The 26,639-nt window shown below is 36.0% G+C and carries 21 protein-coding genes and 1 pseudogene; 7 read left to right on the top strand and 15 right to left on the bottom strand.

Annotated features, from left to right (window positions below):
• The first annotated feature begins 146 nt into the window (after window positions 1-146).
• From ACTYA4_RS14645 to ACTYA4_RS14625, 5 genes are all read left to right on the top strand, one after another.
• Complete coding sequence (locus ACTYA4_RS14645) at window positions 147-2,954, top strand: non-ribosomal peptide synthetase (protein ID WP_443482158.1); 2,808 nt, start codon at window positions 147-149, stop codon at window positions 2,952-2,954.
• The gene (locus ACTYA4_RS14640; RefSeq protein WP_443482159.1) at window positions 2,951-3,793 is read left to right on the top strand and encodes an alpha/beta fold hydrolase; all 843 of its coding nucleotides are present in this window, start codon (window positions 2,951-2,953) and stop codon (window positions 3,791-3,793) included. Before ACTYA4_RS14645 ends, ACTYA4_RS14640 begins: the two co-directional genes overlap by 4 nt.
• On the top strand, window positions 3,783-5,153 hold the full coding sequence (locus tag ACTYA4_RS14635; protein ID WP_443482160.1) for an MFS transporter: 1,371 nt from the start codon (window positions 3,783-3,785) through the stop codon (window positions 5,151-5,153). Before ACTYA4_RS14640 ends, ACTYA4_RS14635 begins: the two co-directional genes overlap by 11 nt.
• A 47-nt stretch (window positions 5,154-5,200) precedes the next feature.
• Window positions 5,201-5,866, top strand: a complete 666-nt coding sequence (locus ACTYA4_RS14630) for a 4'-phosphopantetheinyl transferase family protein (protein ID WP_443482161.1) — start codon at window positions 5,201-5,203, stop codon at window positions 5,864-5,866.
• 678 nt (window positions 5,867-6,544) lie between these two features.
• Window positions 6,545-6,763: a hypothetical protein gene (locus ACTYA4_RS14625; RefSeq protein WP_443482162.1), complete on the top strand. Its 219-nt coding sequence runs from the start codon at window positions 6,545-6,547 to the stop codon at window positions 6,761-6,763.
• A gap of 428 nt (window positions 6,764-7,191) precedes the next feature.
• Here the strand turns inward: ACTYA4_RS14625 and ACTYA4_RS14620 are convergent.
• The 11 genes and pseudogenes from ACTYA4_RS14620 to ACTYA4_RS14570 form a co-directional block, all read right to left on the bottom strand.
• A pseudogene (locus ACTYA4_RS14620) lies at window positions 7,192-7,680 on the bottom strand (type I restriction endonuclease subunit R, EcoR124 family); the annotation flags it as partial.
• A gap of 191 nt (window positions 7,681-7,871) precedes the next feature.
• A complete protein-coding gene (locus ACTYA4_RS14615; RefSeq protein WP_443482163.1) occupies window positions 7,872-9,050 on the bottom strand; it encodes a hypothetical protein in 1,179 nt (392 codons plus the stop codon).
• Between the two features lie 124 nt (window positions 9,051-9,174).
• Window positions 9,175-9,960, bottom strand: a complete 786-nt coding sequence (locus tag ACTYA4_RS14610) for a hypothetical protein (RefSeq protein ID WP_443482164.1) — start codon at window positions 9,958-9,960, stop codon at window positions 9,175-9,177.
• 42 nt (window positions 9,961-10,002) lie between these two features.
• The gene (locus tag ACTYA4_RS14605; RefSeq protein ID WP_443482165.1) at window positions 10,003-10,323 is read right to left on the bottom strand and encodes a hypothetical protein; all 321 of its coding nucleotides are present in this window, start codon (window positions 10,321-10,323) and stop codon (window positions 10,003-10,005) included.
• A gap of 207 nt (window positions 10,324-10,530) precedes the next feature.
• Window positions 10,531-11,004 carry a DnaA N-terminal domain-containing protein gene (locus tag ACTYA4_RS14600; RefSeq protein WP_443482166.1) on the bottom strand — a complete coding sequence of 158 codons (474 nt, stop codon included), beginning with the start codon at window positions 11,002-11,004 and terminating at the stop codon, window positions 10,531-10,533.
• Between the two features lie 248 nt (window positions 11,005-11,252).
• Window positions 11,253-12,647 carry a 23S rRNA (uracil(1939)-C(5))-methyltransferase RlmD gene (rlmD, locus tag ACTYA4_RS14595; RefSeq protein WP_443482167.1) on the bottom strand — a complete coding sequence of 465 codons (1,395 nt, stop codon included), beginning with the start codon at window positions 12,645-12,647 and terminating at the stop codon, window positions 11,253-11,255.
• Window positions 12,648-12,714: 67 nt separating this feature from the next.
• Window positions 12,715-13,575 (bottom strand): DNA-3-methyladenine glycosylase family protein, encoded by an 861-nt coding sequence (locus tag ACTYA4_RS14590; protein ID WP_443482168.1) that lies wholly within the window; start codon window positions 13,573-13,575, stop codon window positions 12,715-12,717.
• Window positions 13,576-13,771: 196 nt separating this feature from the next.
• Window positions 13,772-14,524 carry a delta-lactam-biosynthetic de-N-acetylase gene (pdaA, locus tag ACTYA4_RS14585; RefSeq protein ID WP_443482253.1) on the bottom strand — a complete coding sequence of 251 codons (753 nt, stop codon included), beginning with the start codon at window positions 14,522-14,524 and terminating at the stop codon, window positions 13,772-13,774.
• Between the two features lie 108 nt (window positions 14,525-14,632).
• Window positions 14,633-14,971, bottom strand: coding sequence for a hypothetical protein (locus ACTYA4_RS14580; RefSeq protein ID WP_443482169.1), 339 nt, complete (start codon window positions 14,969-14,971; stop codon window positions 14,633-14,635).
• Window positions 14,972-15,181: 210 nt separating this feature from the next.
• Window positions 15,182-16,717, bottom strand: a complete 1,536-nt coding sequence (locus ACTYA4_RS14575) for a fumarate hydratase (RefSeq protein ID WP_443482170.1) — start codon at window positions 16,715-16,717, stop codon at window positions 15,182-15,184.
• 386 nt (window positions 16,718-17,103) lie between these two features.
• Entirely contained in the window at window positions 17,104-17,286 is a 183-nt protein-coding gene (locus tag ACTYA4_RS14570) for an SE1561 family protein (protein ID WP_443482171.1), read from the bottom strand.
• Window positions 17,287-17,695: 409 nt separating this feature from the next.
• Here ACTYA4_RS14570 and yfkAB point away from each other — a divergent pair, with 409 nt between their 5' ends.
• Window positions 17,696-18,814 (top strand): radical SAM/CxCxxxxC motif protein YfkAB, encoded by a 1,119-nt coding sequence (gene yfkAB, locus ACTYA4_RS14565; RefSeq protein WP_443482254.1) that lies wholly within the window; start codon window positions 17,696-17,698, stop codon window positions 18,812-18,814.
• A 1,022-nt stretch (window positions 18,815-19,836) separates the two neighbouring features.
• On the opposite strand, the gene ACTYA4_RS14560 is transcribed toward yfkAB, so the two are convergent.
• From ACTYA4_RS14560 to cax, 3 genes are all read right to left on the bottom strand, one after another.
• Window positions 19,837-20,661, bottom strand: a complete 825-nt coding sequence (locus ACTYA4_RS14560; RefSeq protein WP_443482173.1) for a YfkD famly protein — start codon at window positions 20,659-20,661, stop codon at window positions 19,837-19,839.
• Window positions 20,662-20,761: 100 nt separating this feature from the next.
• A complete protein-coding gene (locus ACTYA4_RS14555) occupies window positions 20,762-21,466 on the bottom strand; it encodes a YczE/YyaS/YitT family protein (RefSeq protein WP_443482174.1) in 705 nt (234 codons plus the stop codon).
• A 543-nt stretch (window positions 21,467-22,009) separates the two neighbouring features.
• Window positions 22,010-23,071 carry a calcium/proton exchanger gene (gene cax / locus ACTYA4_RS14550; RefSeq protein WP_443482175.1) on the bottom strand — a complete coding sequence of 354 codons (1,062 nt, stop codon included), beginning with the start codon at window positions 23,069-23,071 and terminating at the stop codon, window positions 22,010-22,012.
• A 514-nt stretch (window positions 23,072-23,585) separates the two neighbouring features.
• On the opposite strand from cax, the gene ACTYA4_RS14545 reads away from it, so the two are divergent.
• On the top strand, window positions 23,586-25,505 hold the full coding sequence (locus ACTYA4_RS14545) for a heavy metal translocating P-type ATPase (protein ID WP_443482176.1): 1,920 nt from the start codon (window positions 23,586-23,588) through the stop codon (window positions 25,503-25,505).
• A gap of 289 nt (window positions 25,506-25,794) precedes the next feature.
• Here ACTYA4_RS14545 and ACTYA4_RS14540 read toward each other — a convergent pair whose 3' ends face one another.
• Entirely contained in the window at window positions 25,795-26,553 is a 759-nt protein-coding gene (locus tag ACTYA4_RS14540) for a YihY/virulence factor BrkB family protein (protein ID WP_443482177.1), read from the bottom strand.
• Window positions 26,554-26,639: the final 86 nt, after the last annotated feature.

Raw genomic sequence — 26,639 nt, 5'->3', positions numbered from 1 at the left:
CATTCTTGAAAAGTAAATATATAGGTGGTATACTACATAAAAAAGTTTAAAAGTATTTGTACTTTTAAACTAAAATTTTTAATGGCGTATGTATTATTGTTAAAAAGTATTTGTATATTTGAACTAGAAAGGAGATGGAGATAATTATGGTAACCGATAATATTGCCGCTAAAAGTGTAGTGCGAGAGGGATTTCACCAGAATACAGAAAACCTTTCCGAAATGATTTCTTATTGTGTTGAGAAATTTCCGAATAAATCAATTATATATGCTGATTCTAGAGGGGAAAGAGTTACCACTTATCTCGATACCTATAATGAATCTAAGTTGTTACTTAGTAATTTGTATAAGAATGGAATTAATACTGGAGATATTGTTGTTATAGCCTTAGAGGAACATTCTGACTTTATTCCTTTAATTTGGGCCTGCGTTTTGGGAGGGATAATACCTTGCCCAATAATTCCTCGAGTTACAGATATGGAAGTATGGAGAGGAAGCCTAAATCATATATCAAAGTTGCTTAATAATCCCACCTTCATTATTTCATCGCGTAACCTTAAATTATTTGATATAAGTAATAAAATTCTCAAGGTAGAAGACTTACATAATTCTGTATCTACACCTACAAAAGTTGATAGCAATAACATTCCGGACATCGCTTTTTTAATGTTGAGTTCTGGTTCAACTGGTGCTCCAAAAGCAATTGTCTTGACTCATAAAAATATCCTTAATTCATTAGAAGGAAAGCGACTTGCTACAGGAATATCAGATACCGATATTACCATGAATTGGATTGCTTTTGATCATGTTGCGGCATTAACAGAGTGCCACTTCTTGCCATTGTTCACGGGTTCAACACAGGTTCAAGTTCCAGCGGTTGATATTGTTTCAGATCCACTCTTTTTTTTAAAACTAATTAGCAAATATCGAGTTTCCCATACATTTACTCCTAACTTCCTCCTGGGACAAATTACATCACTGGTAGATAGTGCAGATGGTGGTTTACCAGAAAAAATTCAGCAATTGGATTTTTCTTACCTCAAACGTATTATTTCTGGAGGCGAGGCTAACGTATGTGAAACAGGCGAACGCTTCTTAAATACATTTGCAGACTTAGGTATCAAGCGTTCAGTTATTTGGCCAGCATTTGGTATGACCGAAACCTGTGCTGGATCAATCTATTCAACTAATTTTGAGAATGAAATTGGCAAAAGTGAGTTCGCAACTCTCGGAAAACCTATTCCTAATTTGAAAATTCGAATTCTTGGGGAAAACGGAGAGGTCATGAAGCCAGGTCAAGAAGGGGAACTTCAGCTGCACGGTGCTATGATATTCAGTAAATATTATTCCAATGAAAAAGCTACAAAGGAAGCATTTACTGAAGATGGATGGTTTAGAACAGGGGATCTGGGCATTATTGAGCCCAACTCAGGATCTTTACGCTTAGTAGGGAGAAGTAAAGATAGCATTATTGTTAATGGTAATAATTACTTTCTTTACGAACTTGAAACAGTAATTGGAGGTCTTGAAGGTATAGCCCCTTCTTTTATTGCTGCATTCTCAACCCGACCAGTTGGATCAGATACAGAGTCACTTGTTGTTTTCTATACTCCACTGAGTAATTATAATACGCTTCAACAACTTAGAAATATTAATATTGCAATTAGAAATATCACTATATTACACTGGGGATTTCGTCCTCTTTTAGTGCTCCCTGTATCCAAAGATATACTTACTAAGACAAGTCTTGGTAAAATTCAGCGTTCCAAGCTGCAAAAGAAATACGAAGCAGGAGAGTTTGACAGTTTAATAGCAGATTTTTCTGGCTTAGAAAAAGAATATACTCCACCAATTGTTCCTGCTAAGTATGAATACGAAGAGAAAATAATCAATTTATTTTCGAAGATAACAGGAATTCCAATAAGGGAAATAGGTGCGACCAGTAATTTCTTTTCATTAGGCGGTACGTCACTAGAGATTTTACGTTTACTTACTAGTCTTAGAGAACAATTTGATGTCAAACGAAATTTTTCTTTAGTGGACTTGCTTCGAGCCCCTACACCAAGAGGGATAACTAGTCTTTTTTCTTCCAATGAAACTATTAATAAAGAATACAATCCAATCGTACCACTTCAGGAAAAGGGAGAGGGGACTCCCATTTTTATGATTCACCCAGGAGTTGGAGAGGTTTTGGTTTTTGTAAATATGGCTAATTTTTTCATGGATGAAAGACCTGTTTATGCTTTAAGAGCACGTGGATTCAATCCAGGTGAGAAATTTTTTGAGTCTTTTGATGAACTTGTATCTATCTATGTTGCTGCTATTAAGAAATATCAACCCCATGGGCCGTACTATATTGCAGGCTACTCCTATGGTGGAGCAGTTTCACTACCGGTTGCGCAAACTTTGGAAGCAATGGGGGAGAAAGTACACGTTTTAGTAATTGATGCTCCGCCAGTAATTGAACATCCTCGTGGTAAGGTTGATAGGGTAGAAAGTGCTCTTATGTTGTCTTTCTTTCTCGGCTTTATTGATAAAAGTCAACTTGATACTATTGGTAATAATCTAAGAGAATCTGAGGATATAAATCCAGTAGACTATCTTTTTTCATTGGCACCGACATCGAGAATTCGAGAGCTTGGACAAGATTTGACGACATTTAAACATTGGAATGATTTGGCTTATGGTCTTTCTCAAATTGGAGGTTCTTACAAACCTAGAGGAAGTGTAAATGACGTTACTGTCTTTTATGCTGAACCAATCTGGGGAAGTAAGACTGATTATTTAGCAACAATGTTAAAGAAGTGGGATAAATATTCTCGCTCCCCTGTGCGGTACATCGAAGTTCCAGGAGAGCACCATACAATCCTCAATCCTGAATTTGTTGATAAATTTCAGGAGATATTTCGATCTGAGTTATCGAAAATGGTCAGCAAACAAGGAGTTGAGAAATGATGAGTAATAATCACGTCCTATGCTATGATGAGGTCGGACAGGGTGAAGAGACCATGTTTGTTCATGGCTATATTTCCGATCGACGGATTTGGTCGCAGGTAAGAGAACATTGGCACGATTCGGGTCACTTATTTTTCCCTACTCTTGAAGGCTTTTGGGAAGAGTCTATGGAGGCCAAAGAAAGTGATTTTAGTGTTGATAATCATATTGAAGATATTATTGATTTCTTAGAAAAAGTTTGTACCTCGCCTGTTAATCTCGTTGGATGGTCATATGGAGCGTCACTTGTTTTGCTGGTTGCTGCAAGAAGACCAGATCTGGTGAAATCTGTGTTTGCTTATGAACCTGGCATTTCATCTTTTGTTTTAAATAAAGAAATATTGCAGCAAATCCAGTGTGATCGTGTAGAAATGGCAAGTCCCGCTATAGAAGCAGTAAAAGCTGGGAATACAAAAGAGGCTGTTAAGTATATTGTTAATGGAGCCTGCAACCGAGCAGGAGTATTTGAAGAATTCGATGAGGAACTAAAACAGAGATTCTTTGATAATGCAAGCACGGTTCCGTTGATGTTTACCAAACGGAGTGCCCCAAATTTACCCGTTTCTTCTGAGGACTTAAAAAGAATTTCGTGTCCTGTTACTATAAGTTACGGTGAATATGCTCGTCCTGCGTATAGGCTTGTCGCAAAGGAAGCTGCAAAAATAATTCCCAATTCAATAATACAGATCATTCCAGGCGCAATGCATGTTGTCCCGGTGACGTCCCCGGAGATATTCCTGCAGAAGGTTCTTGAACATCTCAGTGGAGTTGACAGGAGGGTAGCAGCCAATGGCAAATAAACAAACAAATTCAACTTGGGTACTCGTGCTTACATCGCTTGGTTTCTTCATGGCGATGATGGATTCGATGATTGTAACAACCGCGTCAACAGCTATTCGAAATGATTTTAGAGTTTCGGTTGGCGAGCTACAATGGGCGCTCAATGCTTATAACGTTACAATTGCAGCTGTTTTATTGATTGGTGTTGCGATTGGAGGTCGCATCGGGCACAGAAAGTTGTATAATATCGGTCTCTTTATCTTTGTATTGGGTTCAGTCTTTTGTGCATTATCAAGTAATATAGATCTTTTAATAGCTTCTAGGGTAATACAGGGAATCGGTGCCTCTGTAATGACCCCTATGTCGATGGCCATATTAACGGCATCTATTCCTCCTTCCGAACGTGGAAAGGCTCTGGGTATTTGGAGTGGGATAGGCGGGCTTGCCCTCATTGTAGGGCCTGCATTGGGTGGTTTAATTGTTGCTAAGCTCGCTTGGCAATGGATTTTTTGGATCAATGTTCCCATAGGTCTTATTGGTATTTATCTATCGCAACGTAAACTACCAGAAACTCAGTTACAGGGTAATCATTTAAACATCATTGATTCTATACTGATTGTCCTTTCTTCAGCAGGGGTTATCTGGGCGTTATCAGAAAGTACTTCTAAAAAGATCGAGATTTCAACAATAATTATTGGGGTGTTAAGTATTGTTTTGGGAATCATCTTTGTTTTGCGACAGAGGCATGAAAAAAGTCCAATGATTCCACTTTCTTTTTTCAAATCTTGGACTTTCAGTGGGGGAATCATCTCTACTTTTTTACTTTACGCATCTATGTATGGCGTAGTGTTTTTCTTGCCCCAATATTTACAGGTTGTAGATAAATCAAACGCATTGATTGCAGGGCTTCAGCTTTTACCTTGGACAGGGACATTGGTCATTGTAGCTCCAATAGCTGGAAAAGCTGTTGATAAATTTGGTGAACGCTTGGTAGCGATCACTGGTCTGCTTCTTCAAGGAATAGGTTATTTGTTGATTGTGCTAACTTTGGTACTAGGGAATCCATATTGGCTAATGGTTATTCCACTTATCTTTGCAGGTGCTGGCATTTCAATGGCAGGGCCCGCATTACAGAAAGCAGCACTTGGATCTGTTAGCAGAACTGAGATTGCTAAAGCGTCAGGGATCTATAATATGTTTCGGCTCCTTGGTGGTGCGGTAGGAATCACGGTTTCTGTTATTATCTTCTACGCTTTTGGAGATATAGTGACGACGACTGCATTTACGACTGGCTTTAGCGCTGCAATGATTGGATCAGGCGTTCTTTCTCTACTAGGCATTTTTTCCTCAGTTGGTCTTCGCTCAACTCTTGCAAAATGATTTGGGCGATAAAGCTTGATTTCAATATTGAGATTTTGCGATACACAATGTTACTGCCAAAGATTAGCAAAGAACGACTTTTTAGGATAAAGGAATATAGAAAACAAGAAGACAAAATTAGAAGTGTTTTTGCTGAACTTTTAGTACGATATGCGGTCAATCAATTTAGAGGTTGTTCTAATCAAGAAATTAAATTTTGTACTGGAATAAATGGAAAACCGCAACTAGTGCTCCCCAATAATATTTATTTTAATCTTTCGCACTCTGGTTGCTGGGTAGTTTGCGTGGTAGATAATGATCCCGTTGGAATAGATATTGAAAAAATTCAAGAAATTGAAATGGATGTGGCTCAGCAAATTTTCACGCAGAAAGAAAGCCAATTTCTTAAACTTTCAAAGAATAGTTTAGAGCGGAAAAAACGATTTTTTAAGATCTGGACGATGAAGGAATGCTTTCTAAAAGCTATTGGGGAAGGTTTAAGCAGAGACTTATCCTCTTTCTCGGTTGAATTTAATCAGAATTGTTCTCCTAAAATATCCTTTACATCAGAGGGAGAGGATTTAAATTGCATATGGAAATTTAAGCAGTATGAGATAGATAATGATTATATCCTATCAGTAGCTTATACAAGGAAAATAGAAAAAATTCAGATGGTTGATTCTCAAATTTTTTATGATGGTGCTGTTCAATCAACAAATTATCCAAAGATATAGATTATAATAATAAACCAGGTAAATTATATTTGATGAAATTGCTAGCATGTCCATCGTTACTGCTTAACTTATAAGAACCTGTCTGAAAAATAAAGATTAGATAAGATATACATTCGAGTAGAGATAAGATAATCCCTCCCTTTTACCGGCTCCACACATGCAGAGTCGGTGAAAGAGATAAACAAATAGGTACTTAAAGGTGTATAAAGAAAACAGGTTTTGTTATACGTGTACCGTAGTGAGAGGCAGACTCCAATATCGCAAAGTTTCATAGATTGCAAGCTTAAAAGCTGGATTATTCAGCTTGTTCATTCCTTTGTTTTATTTTCATTTGGATTGAAGGTCTGTCTACCCACTAGGACATCAAAAACTACATCCATATAACCCTTAGATGATTATCCTACTATTAAACACTTCAAACAAAGAATCGTGCTGTTCATCTAGTCAGATGGAACAACACTGTTTTTCATTAGCCTTTTCCCTTCTCCATATTTGCCCTCTCTTCCTACAGAAACTAATAATGTTTCATTTCAGGAGGTTATTACATAATCTACATGACTAGATTAAAATTTTCTCAAAAAATTCACTATTATTTTTAACATTTTAGAAAAAGTATTGTTGAAGGCTATGAAAGGGGAGATCACCGCAACCTTTGCATTATCGAAGGGAGGTGAACGCATGGAACCTATTCGTACAGAGTGGCAAGTGCGTTGTGCGTTTAATAGCTTTTGTAAACGAGTATTGAAGCATGAAGCAATCAATGCTTATAACCAAAGGCGACAACAACAAGCACATGAAATGACCTTTTCTGACCTTACACCACAAGAAGAAAATCAGCTTTGTTTTTTGGTTACAGTGCCGCCCCGAAGCGACCTGAAATTTGTCGAATGTAAATAAAATATTTGATAGTGAACGGCTCGTTCTCTATTCGCTCTAATTCTTTACGAATCTTCAGGTCAATTGAGTAGACACAAGCTTGTTCGTGATGTTCCATTCAAATATAATTGCATCGTTTGTTGTTTAAATTCTGCAGTAAAGGTTCAGTTCGGTGTGTTCTTTTATCCATGTTAGATTCTCTATTGTCTTATTCTCCTTGACCTAAAAATAATTGTTCAATTAAGTGTAGCTATCTAGAACAACTAAAATTAGATATTAAATTGTGTATGATCTATGACCATCACTATAAATGTTAATACAATAAAAAAAGATGACTCCTATAAAATACAGAAATCATCCTCTTCTTGTTGCCTAATATTTGTAGTAGTTTTTTCAAAACGTCCATTATAAAGGGGATACTTTGCACAAGGAAAGGATCCTTTTCGATTCTATCTCAATTCATCATCCAATGGTAAAACAACTTCATCCAATGTTTTTCTCCATTGACGTTTCATCTCTGGTCCATACTTTAATGGTTTAGCTTCTGGATGAGCTACTTTGTATAGATCATATTGCTTACTATCAATAACGCTTCCGATATTCGGTATCCGATCCACCCCAGGTACATATTGAATTGCTGATGAATGAAGTTCATTTTCAGCTACATACCAAGTATTCGCAAAATTTTCAATCACTTGATCATGAGCTTCTGTGAAATATCGTCGCTTCACGGCAAAAATATCTTCATCTGGATCGATTTCCTTATCATCAATTGCATTCAATATTTCTCGATAGACTTGCTTGACATTTTCAGACTTCTTCAATTTTTGCAGTGCATTTTCAATTTCATCACGAATGCCTTGATCATTTGCAGAATAAGTATCCAATAGTCGATCAATATACATGGAGTCAATATCGTAAACCTTAATGGCATTCTTGGCTCTTAATGAATCTGGCGAATTTGAAACTAAGTCTTCATTCTTGTCAGCAATTTCATTGCATAACTCTGCTATTGTTAACGCACAATTTGCACTTTCATTCTGTCCTAAGTTATACTTACTCACGCTTCGCCTCCTATTAAAATTGTACCTTTTATGTTTACAAAAACAGTGTAAGGTTAGATTAGTCATCAATCAATTTTCATGGAAAACATCTCAATAAATAAATCCCTAAAAGGTTCGTCAAGTGTGGCACAAACGAGTTTACTCCAGGTACTTATTTCAATCGAATCACTTTCAACACACCAGATTTTATAGTGCTCATCACCATATCTATCAATAGGAACTTCAGTGTCTGTTACAGAATCTCTGAATTTTTCTTCAAAGATATCTTTTGAGTACTGGTTTACAGAAAAATCAATGTGATTAAAGACTCTTTTATCTGGATAGTACTGTGCGTGCACATAATTCGTAATTACAAAATTATCTCTAACTTTCTCAGGACTCCATAATTCTTCAACTTCAATATGATAAAAATTACGACCATCTCGATCCCTATCTGGTTTAATTATCATAACAACTTTATCCAGATACTTAGGATCATAGTGAACTATAATTTCCTTTTTATTAACTAGCTTTTCAATATCCCCAAAGTCAACTGTTATTCCACGATACTTTTGAAAATCCATAGTAGCAGTGCTTATCATCTTATCTGCTGGTACAGCTACTTTTTCATCGCATCTAAGAAATAATTCTTTTTTATATATTTCGTCGTTAATTATCTTAAGAGTATACAGAACATCATCAGTAGCTGCTCCAATCGTAGTATCAAAAAATATATTATAAAGATAATATCTTCCATCAATAATAAATCCTTGCCTCAAAAACTTGGCTTCACTTATTAGGCTTAATCCATACTTATTATGCGAGTTTCTTAATACTTCATATTTACGTATTTCCGCAACACCCTCAATTTCTATCATTTTACTTTTTATTAGATAGCATACCAATGCATATACTAACAACTTATGATCAAATTCAAAATAGTCCTGAAATCTTAACTTTGATGATATAACAGACCAAAGTATTGGAACACTTTTATTAACTTCTTCGTACTCCTTTTTAGGTTTTAATAAACAAAAGCCACTATACCAGAAATTATTATCATCAAAGCATAGCCAACATAATTCTTCAACATCTACTTCACATATCAGATACTCTTCGTAAGCCTCCTCTACTAATGCTGATAAAAAGTATGGTATATTGTCCGGCTCATGAGTAAATAACCAAAATGTATCAGCAGCATAGTGTTTTAAATATACGTTAGGGTAAAAGATATGTGCCACTTCACCATGTGGCTGTTTTTTCATACTCCTAAATATGATAAATCTTTCTTTTCATACAATTATTTTAAACCTCCTACCTTCAATCGAAATCAATCGTTATTCTCTTTTTAAACCCGGTAAAACCGTCTCTAAATACTCCTGCCAATAATCAATTATCGCCTTCCATGTCATGAAGCCAATAGTACATTAACAGTATTTCAAACTCTTGCTTTCTTCCTTTTGTGAAGGACTTTTTCGGCATCTTTCTATATAGGGAATCGAGATTAAAAAGATTACTTTTTTGCTTGTAATCATAATCGTACTTTCTCCAAGTATGTTGACTTTTTTTTCTATGAGTTGAAGGCCAAATATCCTCATTATCAAAAAATCTATTTATCCAATCATAAGCAAAGGCAAGAAGATTAACCTGATGTTTTGCCCAAGTTTTATTGATCCAATCAGTTATTTCTTCCGATATTGATGGTATTCCAAAATTAAACCTTTGCTCGCTTTCTACCCTATGATAGTCTTTTATTAAAAGAAAAAGCATTTCCGTCTGATCCTTAAGAAACGGCAATCTTTTAATCAATCTTGAGTAACAATCATATGAAGCATTTCTAAATTCACTATCAGCATTATACAGAAAGAAGAACTCATTCTCCTTCAAAATGTTTCCAATGTATTTATGTATTTGCTTCCCATATTCATTATAAATGCCAACAACCCATTCCCTAACGTCAGGCTCATACTCCCTAAGCTGCTTACGATACTTCTCTAGCTTTTCATTGTGCAGTACTGTTTTTTCTTCAGCTTCCGTAATATTCAGATAGTTATTAAAGTACTCGAACACATAATCGACGCAGATTTTCATATTTTGAGTACGTGCATCAATGTCAAATTCATTGAGCTTATCTTCTTTTTTTCTTCGAGCAATGTATTCCTCAATTCTTAGCATTTAAACCACCTCAAGCTTTTTCACTCACATGGAGCATAGGTATCACCCTAACAACTCACGGATCTTTTCCGTAAGTATTGCTTTTCTTGCCTCATAAAATTTTTCGAAGTCCTCTATTTCAAGTGATACATCTTGCGGAATCATGGCCTGTTTACAAAATTCCGACTTTTGTTCATCGTTCATATCATTGTAATAATCAATGAGACGCATATCATTTTTGCTACCATTACTCCTACCTTCAAGTAGATGTAAGTTAGGTAGACGATTACGCATTCCACGCCATCTTTTCCACTCTTCCATACTAACAGCTATTGGTTTGCTGCCGTTAAATCTGTTATCTGGATGTAAATAATTTTTGTTCACAGTGACGCCCCGAAGCGATCCAAAACTTGTCGAATTTAAATAAAATATTAGATAGTTAACGGCCCGTTCTTCATTCGCACCAATTCTTTACGAACCTTCTCGCTCTAAGCATGTAATCTTTTGGAACTATTTGTCTCTCCTATCTTGGGAAATATCAGATTGAGACTTCTGATGTCTATGAATTCACTGATTTTGGGATTTTTACGTTTATTGAGTTATTCCCTTATCAAGTGATTGAAACCAGTTTATCCCTTCCTTTTTAGCCTCTTCAGGTGTATGTGTATTAAACTGAGCAAGTATGCTTGAATGAATTTGCTTCACTTGATTAGAGGATAAGCCAATCTCCTTGCAGGCAAGCAGCATATACCCCATCGCTTGTTCCTTATCCATTTCAATTTTAGTATTAATATTTTGTCTATCAGGGGATATAACTTTTATGTTGAAATCTTGATCAGTTAACTCTTTTAACACTTCCATAAAGAGATGCTTATATCTCTCCTTGATCCATTCTTTTGAAAAGTCATTTGCCGCCGTAATTACCAGTGTATGTTCGTCCAATATTTGGCCAGATGTCGGTGCAATCCAAGTATCGAATGAAGGTTTTGATATCCTACTTGAGATTTCTATTAAAATGATCTCCCATAAATCTTGTGAATCAGTTTTAGAGCTTGAATCAGTCATAAACTTATCCCTCCCTAATCAATATTTATTTTTATTATAACAAAGCAGATGAACCATTTACTTTTTAGTCACCATGAAGAAAACAATCTTCGAAATTACTTTTTTTGAAGTTGAAACTATATTTTCTTATTTGGAAAGAAGAACTAGAAAAGATTCATGGACATTGGATTGCTATGAAAAAGACCCCGAAATCGCAAATATATTTTTTAACGAATTCAGAGTCGGAATAGCAAGTATTTATTTTGGCTTTACACTTTCAAAACCATCTGCGAAACACATTCGACGTGCGCTGTATGCGGAAACATATCCACTGGCTGAATATACTCCACTTTATACTCTTTCGATAAATAATCAATATCCTTTGCCAATGTAGATGGATTGCATGACACGTATACAAATTTCTTCGGTTTTACTTTTTTAATTGCATCTAATAATTTACGGTCGCAGCCTGTTCGCGGGGGATCGACTACTACTACGTCTGGGCGCCAGCCTTCTTCTACCCATTTTGGCAGCCAGTGTTCGGCTGTGCCTGTTACGTAGGTGGCGTTTTCGATTCCGTGACGTGCTGCGTTTTTTTGGGCATCAAAGATGGCTGCTTCGATTGTGTCCATGCCGCGCACTTCGCTTGCTCCGTCTGCCAGCCATAATCCGATTGTTCCAACTCCGCAATAGGCATCGGCAATTTTTTCTTTGCCTGTTAATCCTGCTGCTTTTTTTACTTCATCGTATAATGTGACGGTTTGAATTGGGTTTAATTGAAAAAATGCTCTTGCGGATAATTCGAAATTTAAGTCTCCTAATGTTTCTTGGATGACTTCTTCTCCGCTTAAATGCAATGTTTTTTCTCCAAAAATAAGCGAGGTTTTGTTCCCGTTAATGTTTTGTACAAGTGATTTTACTTCTGGCAGTCTTTTTTGAATTTCTGCCATAATTAATTTTTTGCGTGGCACTTCTTTTTGCGTTGTTATTAACACGACTTGTACTTCGCCTGATTGAAAGCCTGCACGCGTTACGATCGTACGGACAATTCCTTTTTGTGTGCGTTCATTATAAATTGGAACTTGCAGCTCTTCTAAAATACGTCTTACTTCTTCTGACACTTTATTCGTTAAAGGATGCTGCACCATGCAGTTTTGAATCGGCACTAATCGGTGGGAATCTATTCCATATAAACCTGCGATGATTTTGCCATTTTTTTGCTGCCCTATTTGGAATTGGCTCTTATTGCGATAATTCCATGGCTCTTTCATGCCAAGAGTTGGACGAATATCCAACTTATCGACTTTAAGCTTTGTGTGCCGTTCCATCGATTGGATGACAATATCCCGTTTTTCCTTCAGCTGCTGATCATAAGCTAAATGCTGAAGCTGGCATCCTCCACATTGTTCGTAAATTGGGCAGGGCGCTTTTACTCGGAAAGGAGATGATTTTCGAATTTTTTTTATTTTTCCTTCTGAAAACTTCGGCTGAACTTTTGTAGCTTCTACAACGACCTCTTCACCTGGAAGTGCGCCAGGCACAAACACAACTTGCCGTTTGAAATAGCCAACGCCTTCCCCATTAATGCCTAAACGTTTTATTGTTAAAGGAAAGGTTTGACCTTGTGTCAGTTTCACCGTATTGGTTTGCTTTTTATCTTTCATTTTTAATGCTCCGTTCTTTTAGAAATCATCCTTTAATAGTAATACTTCTTTTTTCGAATATCCAGCATTACTCGATACTTCTCCATAAATAAAGAGACGCATAGCTTAAGTAAGGCTGCCAATTGACGATTAACGCTTCCATTTGTTCTTTTGTCGGCTTGTTTTCTAATTGAAAAAGCTTCTTTATCGCGTTTTGAATGCCAATATCTGCAATCGGAAATAAATTTTGTCTTCCCAACCCGAATAGTAAAAAGTTCTGTACCGTCCATGGTCCTATTCCTCTTAAAGGAAGCAGCTCTGTCATAATTTCTTCGTCTGTTTTTTGATAAAAACTATTTAAATGAAGGTTTCCGGCCACAATTTGTTTCGAAAGGTTTATAACATATTCTGCTTTTCGTGTGCTGAATTGCAATTCTCTTAATTCTTCAACGGTAAGTTCCGCCACTTTTTCTGGCTGTGGATAAAACCATACACCTTCTTTTTCAAAGCCATATGTCGTGACAAATCTATGAGTAAGTGTATAAGCAAATTTCAGATTCAATTGCTGATGGACAATGCATTTAACCAAGCAATTATATGGACTGAAATCTAATACGATTGGTGTTCCATGATGTATCTGAAATAACTCTTTTAAATCGGTTTGTTGAAAATGCTCATGAACAGATTGCAAGGAAATATCCCATTGAAAAATTCGCGTTAATTGTTGTAAAAGCAGCCCTTCCATCTCTCCTTCAATGCCATAAATTTCAAACTTGGGATTTTCCGTTGTTCCTATTGCCTTTACTGTAGCAACATACGGCACTTTTTCTAATAAAAGTGGTACTTTTACACTTCTGCCTGCTATATCCACTTGATGAAGGGGGTCTAATGCTAAACGGCTTAAAACTAAATCAAAATTATAAGGACCTATAAACTCAACTATCTGCAAAATGGATCATCCGTTCTCTTTTTTCTGTATTATAGCACTTTATTGTTGCAATTTTCTCGGTTTTTGTTGCAGTTTTTCCGATTATTGTTGCAATTTTCCTCATTATTGTTGCAGTTTTTTCGATATAGCTATTCTTCTACAAAAAACGCCATTTTTCGCCCATCATGATAAAAAAACAGACCCAAATTTGGATCTGTCATGAGGTTTTTTTCGTTAAATCATCAAGGCTTTTAAACGTATATCCTCGTTTCTTTAAGTCTTTAATAGCTTGCTCTAATGCGTCGGCATTATCTTTTGATACGGTATGCAGGAGCATAATACAGCCCGGATGCGCCTGTGCCATCATATTATCGTAGCTGTATTTCCAGCCTTTTTGTTGATCTGTTTTCCAGTCCACAAAAGCCAATGACCAGAATACTTGTGTGTATCCTAACTCTTTTCCTATTTTTAACGTACGCTCACTAAACACGCCACGTGGCGGCCGTAAGTAGGCCATGCTTTTTTGACCAGTCAGCTTTTCTGTTTCTGTTACGACCGTTTGTAATTCTGTTTTCAGCTTTTCATCCGAAACTTGCGTGAAATCTGGATGGTGATACGAGTGATTGCCGATAATATGTCCTTCTGCTACCATTCTTTTTACTAAATCAGATGCACTTGTTAAATAGTGGCCGGTGACAAAAAAAGTAGCTGGTACTTGTTCTTTTTTTAATACATCTAAAATTTTTGCTGTATAGCCATTTTCATAGCCATTATCAAATGTTAAGTAGAGTACTTTTTTATCTGGATTATCTTTATAATAAGCTCCATATTTACTCAGCAAATCATCTAGTTCTGTTCCTGCTTCTGCAGGCTGTTCGTTGGCAGCTTTTTTGAATCCCCAGTTGATCGGACGATTGGAGACATTCGCAAATGCAGGTTGAATGCCAACAAACAGCAAGAGACATAACATAACGCTATATTTTGCAATAACCTTCACTTTTTTTCCTCCTAACTTACATAACCTGCTCTTATTGTTTGAGTTAAAAAGGAAAAAATGCTTGGTTAATTTGGGTAAATTTTATTGAGTTTCTACTGTATTCTTTCTGGTAGATGAAAATTTTATTAAGCCGGATAATAAGAATAACATACTAACTGTCCATAAAACTCCTGCAATACCAAGACATAGAGAAATTTCTTCAGATGCCATCGGATGATTAACATCAAAACTGATTGCATTTAATGCTTGGTATATTGCCCAACTAAAAAACACAAAAAAACCAATAACCAGTCCATAAGCAGTTCGAAATGGCTTTCGTTGTTTTGAAAACATTAATAGCAATACAATGATAAACGCTATACCCATTATGATTGAAACTCCACCTATTAGCATACCCATTGTTTCTTGCTCCATTTGCATATTTCTACACTCCCGAACAAAAAATTTCTATCCTATTTATTTTAACATAAAATAACAAACTCTCTTGTAAAATGAAGACGAGGATTTGGAAAGGATTATTGCATTTTATTGTCAATTAGTCAGCAATTAATGTGTTATTTGTATCAAATAAATAAAGGGAGTCCAATTCATATGAAAATTGAACTCCCTATTATCTTGCTTTTTTAAAATTTACTGAAAAACAACTTCTTTAAATTGCCCCAATTTCTCTAAAGATGACTGTTCCACATCTTGATGAAGGGAATTGCCATGTGAATCCATTGTTACGACTGCTTTAAAGCCTTCGACACGTAAATGCCACATTGCTTCTGGGATGCCGAATTGCATCAGGTCGACCCCTTCAACAGATTTAATGCAATCCGCGTAATATTGGGCTGCACCACCAATGGCATTTAAATAAACGCCGCCATGTTCTTCTAGTGCTTTTAATGTTTTGGCACCCATGCCGCCTTTACCGATCACTGCTCGAATGCCAAACTTTTTCATTATATCGCCTTGATACGGTTCTTCTCTAATGCTCGTTGTTGGTCCTGCTGCTTTTACATGCCATTTGCCATCCTCGTCTTTTAACATAACCGGTCCGCAGTGGTAAATAATTTGGCCATTTAAATCGATTGGAGCGTCGTTTGTGCTTAAATGTTTGTGTATCGCATCTCTGCCTGTATACATCATTCCATTTATTTGCACAACATCGCCGACTTTTAATTGGCGGATATCTTCTTCACTGATCGGTGCTTGCAGTGTAATAACTTCTTCCTCACCAGTACTCTGTTTCGTTTCTTCTTGGTTAAAATTAATTTTGTCTCCGTCTTGATATTTCCATTCAGAAATAACTCCAGTCTCTGCGTTTACTTTTACCGCTAAACGACGGAATGCCCAACAGTTATAAGCAACAGAAACGAAGAAGCTTGCCGGAATTCTGTTCATTACGCCTACTTTACAGCCTAAAAGCGTCGTTTCGCCTCCGAATCCCATTGTTCCAATTCCAAGTTTATTAGCGTTTTCCATAACATAATCTTCAAGTGCAGCAAGTTCTGGATACGGATTTGTATCATCTACTGAACGGAAAAGCTGTTCTTTTGCTAAATCATATCCAGCAGAACGGTCTCCGCCAATTCCAACGCCGATGAAACCGGCGCTGCAGCCTTGACCTTGTGCTTGATAAACAGAATGCATGATGCATTTTCTAATGCCATCTAAATCACGGCCTGCTCTTCCTAACCCTTCAAGCTCACACGGAAGACTGTATTGAATATTTTTATTTTCACAGCCTCCTCCTTTTAAAATTAAAGCAATTTCGATGTAATCTTGTTCCCATTGTTCAAATTTAATAACTGGTGTGCCTGCTCCTAAGTTGTTTCCGCTGTTTTCTCCTGTTAAGGAATCAACCGAATTTGGTCTTAGCTTTCCGTTTTTAGTAGCTAGCTCTAATGATTCATAAATCGCTGCTTTTATTTCTAGTTGATTTGTTTGGATTGGTGTTTTAATTTTGAAAGTCGGCAAGCCAGTATCTTGGCATATAGGGGAAATTTCCTCATCAGCCATGCTAATATTTTGGGTAATCGTCGCTAAACTCATTGCAGAACGAGTCCCAGCACTTTCTAATGCCTTTGCTTTTTTAATTGCTCTTCGTACGTCATGTGGAAGATTTGTTGATGTCTCGACAACCAACTGATAGATGCTTTGTTTTAAGTTTTCTACATTCATGTCATTGCCCCTCACCCTATTTTTATTAATAGGAATTTAATCTACTGAAAATTATACTTTTCCTGACAAAAAGTTTTTTGTAATCGTTTTCAATTATTATTTTTGGCTGTTTTCTCAAAGTTTGTTGTTTTTATATAAAAAAATAGGAGAAGAAGTACTCAGCAGACGGAATACACGTAGACTCCTGTGGGAATGCGAGAAAGACGAGACCCCACAGGAGCGTATGCGACGAGGAGGCTCGACGCTCGCTAAACGGACGAAGTGTATGCAGGCTGCGCGTTTAAAAGCAACAATCTATACGAAAACAGCCTTATTTTTTTATAAAGTTATCCAAGAGGAAGAACCTTCTTTTTAATTGAGGTCCTTCCATGATTAGTTTGCATTTATTAATCTCGATGCTTAAATTCATTGCATTTTGATTCAATATCGTCAATCATTTCTATTAAACGGTCAATATCTTCTAACTCTGCTTCTTCTGGATCGATTGCATCCAATACTTCTAAAAACATATTTAATCTTGTTTTTAAAAAATCTACTTGTTCGTTTTTACCTGTAATCGAACTACCCAAAGAGAATCTCTCCTTTCACTATCATAATCATCCTACCGAACTTTTTTCGATTCGGCAATGCTTTTCCTTTTTCCTACCTATCATTTTACACCGTGTAGTAAAAGATGACATAAAAAAAGATTACCAATGGCCATTTTTCCTAGACTAGATACGATATCATGTTCCACTTTATGATACACTACTAAATAGATGCTTTACTAAAAACATATGTATATTAAGATAACGATTATCTGATTTTCTTCTATTAAATGCATCTTTATAAACAACAACATCGTGAAATCTTTCACTAAGTTTTCATACTCTATTTGATTCGAGCCAGCTTTTATTTGTTTTTTAAAAAGGGTTTGACAATCTTACCGTTTCGCTCAATAATGACTAAAGATTTGAATGAAGAAGGTGTAAATTAATGATTTCTCAAAACACATCTATTAACCCAAGTGTTGACCCGTGGGAAGCGTATATGGATATCGAGCAGCACGGGAAGCTAACACTTTCTAATATAGAATTTACGACCACTACATTATGCAATATGCGCTGTGAACATTGTGCTGTCGGGTACACGCTGCAGCCAAAAGATCCTAATGCCCTTCCGATAGACTTATTATTAAAACGATTAGAGGAGATTCCTCACCTTCGTTCTATCAGCATTACTGGCGGAGAGCCGATGATGAGCAGAAAATCGGTCGAAAATTATGTGGTGCCTTTATTTAAGTATGCACATAGCCGTGGTGTGAAAACCCAATTAAATTCTAATTTAACATTAGGATTAGATCGTTATGAACCGGTTATTCCTTATTTAGATGTTCTGCATATCTCGCATAACTGGGGAACAGAGGAAGAATTTGCAGAGACAGGCTTTGCGATGATGGCAAAAAAACCCACTTATGAACAAAGGAGCAAGCTGTTTCAAAATATTATTACAAACAGCAGAGCTTTAGTAGAAGCTGGTGTTGTCGTGTCTGCTGAAACGATGTTAAATAAGCGAACGCTTCCTTATTTAGAACATATTCATCGTCAAATTGTCGACGAAATGAAGTGTCAAAGGCATGAGGTGCATCCAATGTACCCATCAGACTTTGCTTCAACATTGGAAACCTTATCTCTTGATGAAATTCGCGACAGTATTCATCATCTGTTAGATATACGCGATGAAAATGTTTGGATGTTATTCGGCACCCTTCCTTTTTATCCGTGCAACAGCAAGGAAGACGATTTACAACTCTTAAATCGTCTATATAATAGTAAAAACGTAACCGTTCGTAATGATCCAGATGGACGTTCTCGTTTAAATGTTAATATATTCACAGGCGATGTAATTGTAACCGACTTTGGTGATACTCCCGCTTTAGGAAATATTCAACAAGACCACCTGGGAAGTATTTTTCAAAAATGGATGGCAACCGATTTAGCCAATTCTCTTAATTGCCACTGTCCAAGCGTTCGCTGTTTAGGGCCGAATGTGTTAGTGAAAAACAGCTATTATGAAGGCGTTGATTTTTCAAAAAGAAAAGCATTAATTGCAAAATAAAAAATGATTAAAATAATAGTCTGTTTATAATAAGAAGCGTCGAAGCTGGACAGTTCTATCTAACTTGAAACATATAAATTCTGGTGCTTGGACAAGGAATTGCTTCTCTTACCTTTGTTTTGTTCTTGATCAGGCGTCTCAAAGACTAAACTCGGGTTTTTTCCCCTTGTTTTGTCCTTGATAAGACATCTTAAAGACAAAACTCGGGTTTTTTCCTCTTTTTTGTCCTTGATAAGGCGTCTCAAAGACAAAACTTGGGTTTTTTCCCCTTTTTTGTCCTTGATAAGGCGTCTCAAAGACAAAACAAGGTTTTTTTCCTCTTTTTTGTCCTTGATATGGCGTCTCAAAGACAAAACTTGGGTTTTTTCCCCTTGTTTTGTCCTTGATAAGACATCTCAAAGACAAAACTCGGGTTTTTTCCCCTTGTTTTGTCCTTGATAAGACATCTCAAAGACAAAACTCGGGTTTTTTCCCCTTTTTTGTCCTTGATAAGACATCTCAAAGACTAAAACTCGGGTTTTTTCCCCTTTTTTGTCCTTGATAAGGCGTCTCAAAGACAAAACTTGGGTTTTTTCCCCTTGTTTTGTCCTTGATAAGACATCTCAAAGACAAAACAAGGTTTTTTTCCTCTTTTTTGTCCTTGATATGGCGTCTCAAAGACAAAACTCGGGTTTTTTCCCCTTGTTTTGTCCTTGATAAGACGTCTCAAAGACAAAACTCGGGTTTTTTCCCCTTGTTTTGTCCTTGATAAGACATCTCAAAGACAAAACTTGGGTTTTTTCCTCTTTTTTGTCCTTGATAAGGCGTCTCAAAGACAAAACTGGTTCTAACCACCTTGTTTTGTCCTTTATACCTTTAATGGCATACGAAAGGGACTTCCTAATATATAGGAGTTCCCTATTTTAGTTGAAATCAACAGTATTATTTAATAATTTAAGAAAAGCACACTCGTTTAAGTTGAATAATTATATACTTTCGTACCTTTCAAAAAAGGATGCAGCTGCATCCTTTTTCTTTTAAACTTATCTTGGCTTATCAGTTGCAAGGAATCCAAAAGAAATATGATCTTGCACAGGAATCCAGGCACCGATTCCTTGTGATGTCACGTTTTTCACGATAATCGTCTGTTTTCTTCCTTTTAACATTAAATATACTTCGCCATATGTTACTTTTCCCTTTTCATTTACAGCTGGTGCATATCCATATAAATAGCCAAGGTTTTTGGCAGGGATATTATAGACTTGGTCTTTTTTTGTTCCTGTCCCAATCACTGTTTCAAAAGCAAGTGGTAATCCTGATTTTTGCATTGCTTTTACGAGCATCATTTTTTTCACATCTTCTGCATTTGGAATTTTTGCTGTTAATCCGCCTCTCACTATTTTTTGTGCCTCTTGTACGTAATGAATTTGATACGGTGCATTTCCGCCTCTATTATCAAAGAAGTTGGTGTTAATTTTTTGATATTCCCAATTTGGCGCCGTTTCTGAAGACTCGTAATTTAATGGCCATTGCCCTAGATAAACAATTGCTTTATAGCCAAGTGTAAACGGTGTACTGTTAACTGATGACTCATTTAACATGCGAATTAAATCAGGATTTTCAATCTTTACTTTTGATGAATCAATAAGCTGTTGTGTTAATTCACTTGGCTGCAATTTCGGCATATCTTGCGCCGGATTCGGATACGTATTTTCTTTTGTTATGTTCATAACAGAATTCGGAATAGCTACTAAATTCGATTTAGGCAATTCCGCTTGCTTTTTTTCGTCTTTTTTTGCATAGGCAGGTGTTTGAGTTGTAAGCATCAATATAAAAGTTAATAGGACAAACGAGATTTTTTTACGCATAGTTAGAACTCCTTTTCATTTCAATAACGAATATTTATTGTTATTTTTTTCGGAGTTCGACATTTTTATCCATTAATTTTTTACAACAAAAGTTTTCTGCTTATTTCATCCATAACTTGTTCATGATTCCATTGCAATAAGGATGAAAAAATTGAATAGCTGGTCCGATGCCAAACGCAATAATAACAGTTCCAAGTCCAATTGGACCATTTACAAGCAAAGCAAACAGCAATGCTAATACTTCCCCTATTAATTTAGCCGCCATAATATTTAAGCCAAACCTTGTTTGCATACTTACCATAAAATGATCGATTGGATTTAAAGGAAATCTTGCTTGTAAATACATTGCAATTCCTAATCCAGCAATAATCAAACCAGCAATCAACAGTACAAATTGATTCTTAAAATAAAAATAATTAAAGCTGTTCAATAAAGCAGCCATCCAAAAATCGACAAAAAAACCGATTATAAATACAGTAATCAAGGAAAGGATATCCGGTCTTTTTTTCAACAAAAGTCCATTTACAAAAATTAACACAATGCCGATAATTACGATCCAGCTGCCAATGGTTAAACCGATTAAATGAGAAAGTCCTACATTTAATGCGTCCCATGGTCCTGCTCCAAGATTCGCTTTTATCGTAAGTGTTGCACCAAAAGATAATATGATAAGGCCAATTATATAAAAAAGACTGCGATAAAATACGGACATCTTATCTTCCTTTCTTTTTAAATAGACTGTTTTCTCAAAGTTTGTTGTTTTTTCAATAATACATATGGAAAAGCATTTCTTAGCAGCCTGCATACACGTAGTCTCCTGTATGAATGCGAGAAAGACGAGACTCCACAGAAGCGTATGCGACGAGGAGGCTCGACGCTCGCTAAACGGACGAAGTCTATGCAGGCTGCGCGTTTAAAAGCAACAAACTATACGAAAACAGCAATTAAATAATTACATGTCCTTAATACATATGCACAGTCTCAAAAAAACTTGTCCAAAAAATGCAGAAAATAATAATCTGAATATTTACAACTATCGAAAAATATACTATAATAAGCTTATCAAATAAAAGGAGGGCAGCTAATCAAACCGCTTTTTTAAACTAATAAAGGAGGATTATTAATACTATTGGATATTCATCAATCAAGCTTTATTTTATCGCAAATTAAAATGGAAAAAGGTTGGTGATTCGATGGAAGCGACTTGATTTACTTCCCTAAACAGAACATATTCATTTAAAGGTATACTTATTCAAACTAATATCCGAATAAAGAAAGGAAGATGTACATCCAAAAAAGCCCACCTGCTGTAAAGAAAGCAGGTGGGCTTCTGTTATGCTACTACCATTTACAATATATAAAATCCAATTCCCATAATGACATAGGCGGCAAGCAGCGTCGCACCTTCAAACCAATTTGTTTCCCCATCATTGGAAATAACGATCATTAACAATACCGACGCGGCCATAGAAACAAGCTCCGGCAACGTAAAGACCAAACTCATCGACGTTGGGAAAAATAACGAGATTAAAACAAGCAATGGTGCAACAAACATTGCTATTTGCAAAGTAGAACCTACTGCAATTTCTACCGCAATGTCCATTTTGTTTTTATATGCCATTACGATCGCAGATGCATGTTCTGCTGCATTACCGACAATCGCTACGATGATGACCCCAATAAATAACTCACTCCAACCGAACGACTCGGCTACGACTTCAAATGTATGTACTAAGTTTTCAGATACATACGCAACTGCTAGGGTAGCAATCGCTAAAATACCCATACTCTTTTTGACAGACCATTCCGGCGTCTCTTCATGAGCCTCATTGTTTCCTTTTGATTCTGACTGGTAAACCCCTCTATGTGTTACAAGTTTAAAGACCAATGCTGCTAAATATAATAAGATGAGAATGACGGATATTCCGACACTCAATGATTGCGTTTCGTTCCCATCCATAGATATGGAGAAAACTTCCGGAATTACAAATGCCACAATGACCGCAAACATTAATAATCCCGAATTATGGCGAGCATCATACACATTATAATGCTGTCTTTTGTATTTGATTCCTCCTATAAAAAAGGACAATCCAGCAACTAATAATAAGTTTCCAAGCACGGAACCGGTAAGTGATGCCAAGACTACTTCCGTTAATCCTTCCCTCAATGCAAAAATAGCAATAATTAATTCAACTGCGTTGCCAAATGTTGCATTTAATAGACCGCCAATTCTCGGTCCTGCGACGATTGCTAAGCTTTCTGTTGCTCTTCCCATAAAACTGGAAAGAGCAACAATCGTTAAACAATAAATGATAAACATTAAAATACTCGGCAAGTGTAATAAGGAGCCAATAACGGATAAAGGCACTCCTATAAAGGCCGCAAACATAAAGATTTTATTTACCATCCTAATTCCCTTCCTTTCATTTTAAGTTTAATTTTCCCTTTTCTGCTAAAGATAAACATCATGATATCAGAAGTACATTCCATTTCTCACTTATTTTAACATAGTTTAAACATAGAAAATAAAGGATCAACCAAATCTTTCGACAGTTCGCGGAATTACCGGAATTAACGCAGGATTTCCTTTCCTTTTCGCGAATTTATTGCTATTATGTTTTATTATTTTTCGGAAAACAAAAATTATTATAAACTAGTTAAGTTTTTAGAACAAAGTAATGGGAAATGCATATATAATATGGTAAGATGATTGTAATTAAATAATCTCTGTAAGCAATATGGATGATAACTTCGGCTAAAAATTCAATTGTATAAACAGTTTTTCGTAAGGAATAATGCTGTCACCTGTAGAGGTGGCAGCTTTCGTGTTTTTTAAGGGTAATGAATGTGATTCTCTCTCTCAATAAGAATTAGTCATCTTTGCTAAAAGAAAATAAAAAAGAAAACAGGAGGAATAAAAAATGACAACAGATACAAGAATGCTTTCACAAAGACAAATAGAAGAAGAAACTTTATTAGAAAAAGTAACGCCCCATTTAGAATTAATCGCTGCCATCATCAGCGGTGTTCTTATCTTAACAGGATGGCTGCTTAAGTCTTCACAACAAGAAAGCTTATCTATCGCATCCTATATACTTGCCTTTATTATCGGAGGCTTTGCAAAAGCAAAAGAAGGTATTGAAGAAACGATTGAAAACAAAGAATTAAATGTAGAAATGCTGATGGTATTTGCAGCAATTGGTTCAGCTATCATTGGTTATTGGACAGAGGGAGCTATCTTAATTTTTATTTTTGCAGTAAGTGGTGCCCTTGAAACATATACAATGAATAAAAGCAATAAAGAAATCTCCTCTCTTATGAGTTTACAGCCGGAGGAAGCAGTTAAGCTCCTTCCAGATGGCAGTGAAGTAGTTGTCCCTGTTGCTTCCTTGTCAATCACAGATAAGATCCTGATTAAACCTGGGGAAAGAATTCCGGCAGACGGAAATATACTAATCGGAAATAGTTCTATTGATGAATCGGCGATCACAGGTGAATCCGTACCAGTAACAAAAAGCATTCATGACGAAGTATTTGCTGGAACAGTTAATATTAATGGTTCTATTACAGTAGAGATAACAAAAAATACAAACGAAACGCTCTTTCAAAAAATTATTACACTCGTTCAATCGGCACAAAGTGAAAAATCTCCTTCTCAAGCATTTATTGAGAAATTTGAAGGAACATATGTAAAAGTGGTTTTAGCTTTTGTGTTTGTCATGATGTTTCTTCCGCACTTTCTATTTGACTGGTCTTGGAATGAGACATTTTATCGAGCAATGGTTTTATTAGTGGTTGCATCACCATGTGCCCTTGTTGCGAGCATTATGCCTGCCACTTTATCGGCTATATCCAATGGTGCACGAAACGGAATTCTTTTTAAAGGCGGCGTTCATTTAGAAAATTTAGCACATATTACAGCAATTGCTTTTGATAAAACAGGTACACTAACAAAAGGAAAGCCAGTTGTAACAGAAGTACTTGTTAAAGAAGGCTTATTAGAAAAAGAGATATTGCTGACTACTGCAAGTATTGAAAGTCATTCGAACCATCCATTAGCAAAAGCGATAGTTCAATATGCAAAATCTACTTACGAAGAAGAACTTCTTCAGCCGAACAGCATTCAAGATACTTCTGGATGGGGAGTAACTGCTGTTGTACAAGAAGAAGAATGGAGAATTGGGAAAGCAGAGTTTGTTGGAAAAGAAGCAGCCGAACAATTTCGTAACTATGCATACAATCGCTTAACAGAAGAAGGAAAAACAGTTGTTTTTGTCAAAAAAGCGGAAGAAATCGTCGCATTAATTTGCTTAAAAGATATTGTTCGTGACGAGACAAAAAAGGCGATCGACAAATTAAAACAACAAAATATTTATACCGTTATGTTAACAGGAGACAGTGAAAAAACAGCAAATGCCATTTCAAAAGAAAGTCATGTGCATGAGTATATAGCCGAATGTTTGCCTGAAAATAAAGTAACGCATATTAAAGAATTAAAAGATAAATATCAAAATGTGGCAATGGTTGGTGATGGCATTAATGATGCTCCTGCACTTGCTACGGCAACTGTAGGGATTGCAATGGGAGAAGGTACTGATGTAGCGTTAGAAACCGCCGATGTTGTCCTGATGAAAAATGACTTGCCAAGAATTGCCGAAGCAATAAAACTTTCGAAAAAAATGAACCGCATTGTTAAACAAAATATTATTTTTTCAATAACTGTAATTATACTCCTTATCAGCTCAAACTTTTTACAAATGCTTGATCTTCCATTTGGTGTAATAGGTCATGAAGGAAGCACAATCTTAGTCATTTTAAACAGTCTGCGTTTATTACGTTGATAATAATGATGATGTAACAGTTTTCATCGAATAAAAAAGGCTGACTCTCCAAAAATCGTTATTAACGACTTTTGGAGTCAGCCTTTTATCATTTAATGATAGCCATTTTGTCCATTTGCAGAACTGGATGTTTTATGTTTTGGTTTACTTTTCCCTTTTTGCTTCGTACCGCCGTCTTTTTTTGGCATAATGTGAATCCCCCTATTTTGAAATTTCCCCTTTAATAGTTTGTACTTCATGACATTTTTTATAAAGGTAAATAACGGATTAAACCTGCCAAGTGTCTACTTCAACATTTCTTTTTATCGGTATAATAGGCGTTAATTTCTCCGCCAATCATTATTATCACGCCTGTTAAATAAAACCATATCATCGTGATAATAATGGCTCCGATGCTTCCGTAAGTCGCTGAATAGTTGCCGAAATTTCCAACATAGTAGGAAAAACCGAATGAAACAATCACCCAGCCAACAGTTGCAAATAGTGCTCCTGGAATAGCACTGATGCATGTAATTTTTATATTCGGTGCAAACCAATATAATGCTAAAAAAACAATAAATAAAATAACTGGACTAACTAAAAAGCGCATAGCGCCCCAAACCGTTAAAAATTCATTAGACAAATTAAATTTGGAAAAAAGAAAAATACCTATTTGCTCTCCAAAAACCGGCAATAATAAAGCAATGACCACAACTGCAATCATCGCTAACGTTAAAACGATGGACATGGCTCTTGCCACAATAAATGAACGCGTTTCTTGCACATTATAGGCTTTGTTAAATGCTTTTACGATTGCATTTAAACCATTTGATGCAGACCAGATCGTTGCGATAATCCCGAACGATAATAATGTCCCATTTTTATTTAACACTTGTTCTAAATTTGATTCAATAATAATCATGCTGTCACTAGGTGCAAATGTTTCAAAAATCCCTAACAAGTCTTCTTTTGTTATCGGTAAATAAGGAAGTAATGTCATCATAAAAATGATAAGTGGAAAAATCGACAATAAAAAATAATAAGCCAATTGTGCAGCAAGATCAAACACATCATCCTGCTTTATTTTTTGTGCTAATTTCTTTATAATCGTGATAATGTCTCCTATTTTTCTTCACCTTCCTATACTAAAAAAGA

The organism is Niallia yueguangensis, assembly GCF_052663115.1.
Note: the sequence above shows the minus strand (reverse complement) of the source record. Positions and strands in the feature narration are given on the sequence as shown.

What these genes read in the sequence shown, in the direction of transcription:
- ACTYA4_RS14645 (WP_443482158.1), top strand. Translation starts at nt 147, where the DNA reads ATGGTAACCGATAATATTGCCGCTAAAAGTGTAGTGCGAGAGGGATTT.
- ACTYA4_RS14640 (WP_443482159.1), top strand. Translation starts at nt 2,951, where the DNA reads ATGATGAGTAATAATCACGTCCTATGCTATGATGAGGTCGGACAGGGT.
- ACTYA4_RS14635 (WP_443482160.1), top strand. Translation starts at nt 3,783, where the DNA reads ATGGCAAATAAACAAACAAATTCAACTTGGGTACTCGTGCTTACATCG.
- ACTYA4_RS14630 (WP_443482161.1), top strand. Translation starts at nt 5,201, where the DNA reads ATGTTACTGCCAAAGATTAGCAAAGAACGACTTTTTAGGATAAAGGAA.
- ACTYA4_RS14625 (WP_443482162.1), top strand. Translation starts at nt 6,545, where the DNA reads ATGGAACCTATTCGTACAGAGTGGCAAGTGCGTTGTGCGTTTAATAGC.
- ACTYA4_RS14615 (WP_443482163.1), bottom strand. Translation starts at nt 9,050, where the DNA reads ATGAAAAAACAGCCACATGGTGAAGTGGCACATATCTTTTACCCTAAC.
- ACTYA4_RS14610 (WP_443482164.1), bottom strand. Translation starts at nt 9,960, where the DNA reads ATGCTAAGAATTGAGGAATACATTGCTCGAAGAAAAAAAGAAGATAAG.
- ACTYA4_RS14600 (WP_443482166.1), bottom strand. Translation starts at nt 11,004, where the DNA reads ATGACTGATTCAAGCTCTAAAACTGATTCACAAGATTTATGGGAGATC.
- rlmD (WP_443482167.1), bottom strand. Translation starts at nt 12,647, where the DNA reads ATGAAAGATAAAAAGCAAACCAATACGGTGAAACTGACACAAGGTCAA.
- pdaA (WP_443482253.1), bottom strand. Translation starts at nt 14,524, where the DNA reads ATGTTATGTCTCTTGCTGTTTGTTGGCATTCAACCTGCATTTGCGAAT.
- ACTYA4_RS14580 (WP_443482169.1), bottom strand. Translation starts at nt 14,971, where the DNA reads ATGCAAATGGAGCAAGAAACAATGGGTATGCTAATAGGTGGAGTTTCA.
- ACTYA4_RS14575 (WP_443482170.1), bottom strand. Translation starts at nt 16,717, where the DNA reads ATGAATGTAGAAAACTTAAAACAAAGCATCTATCAGTTGGTTGTCGAG.
- ACTYA4_RS14560 (WP_443482173.1), bottom strand. Translation starts at nt 20,661, where the DNA reads ATGCGTAAAAAAATCTCGTTTGTCCTATTAACTTTTATATTGATGCTT.
- ACTYA4_RS14555 (WP_443482174.1), bottom strand. Translation starts at nt 21,466, where the DNA reads ATGCAGGCTGCTAAGAAATGCTTTTCCATATGTATTATTGAAAAAACA.
- cax (WP_443482175.1), bottom strand. Translation starts at nt 23,071, where the DNA reads ATGGTAAATAAAATCTTTATGTTTGCGGCCTTTATAGGAGTGCCTTTA.
- ACTYA4_RS14545 (WP_443482176.1), top strand. Translation starts at nt 23,586, where the DNA reads ATGACAACAGATACAAGAATGCTTTCACAAAGACAAATAGAAGAAGAA.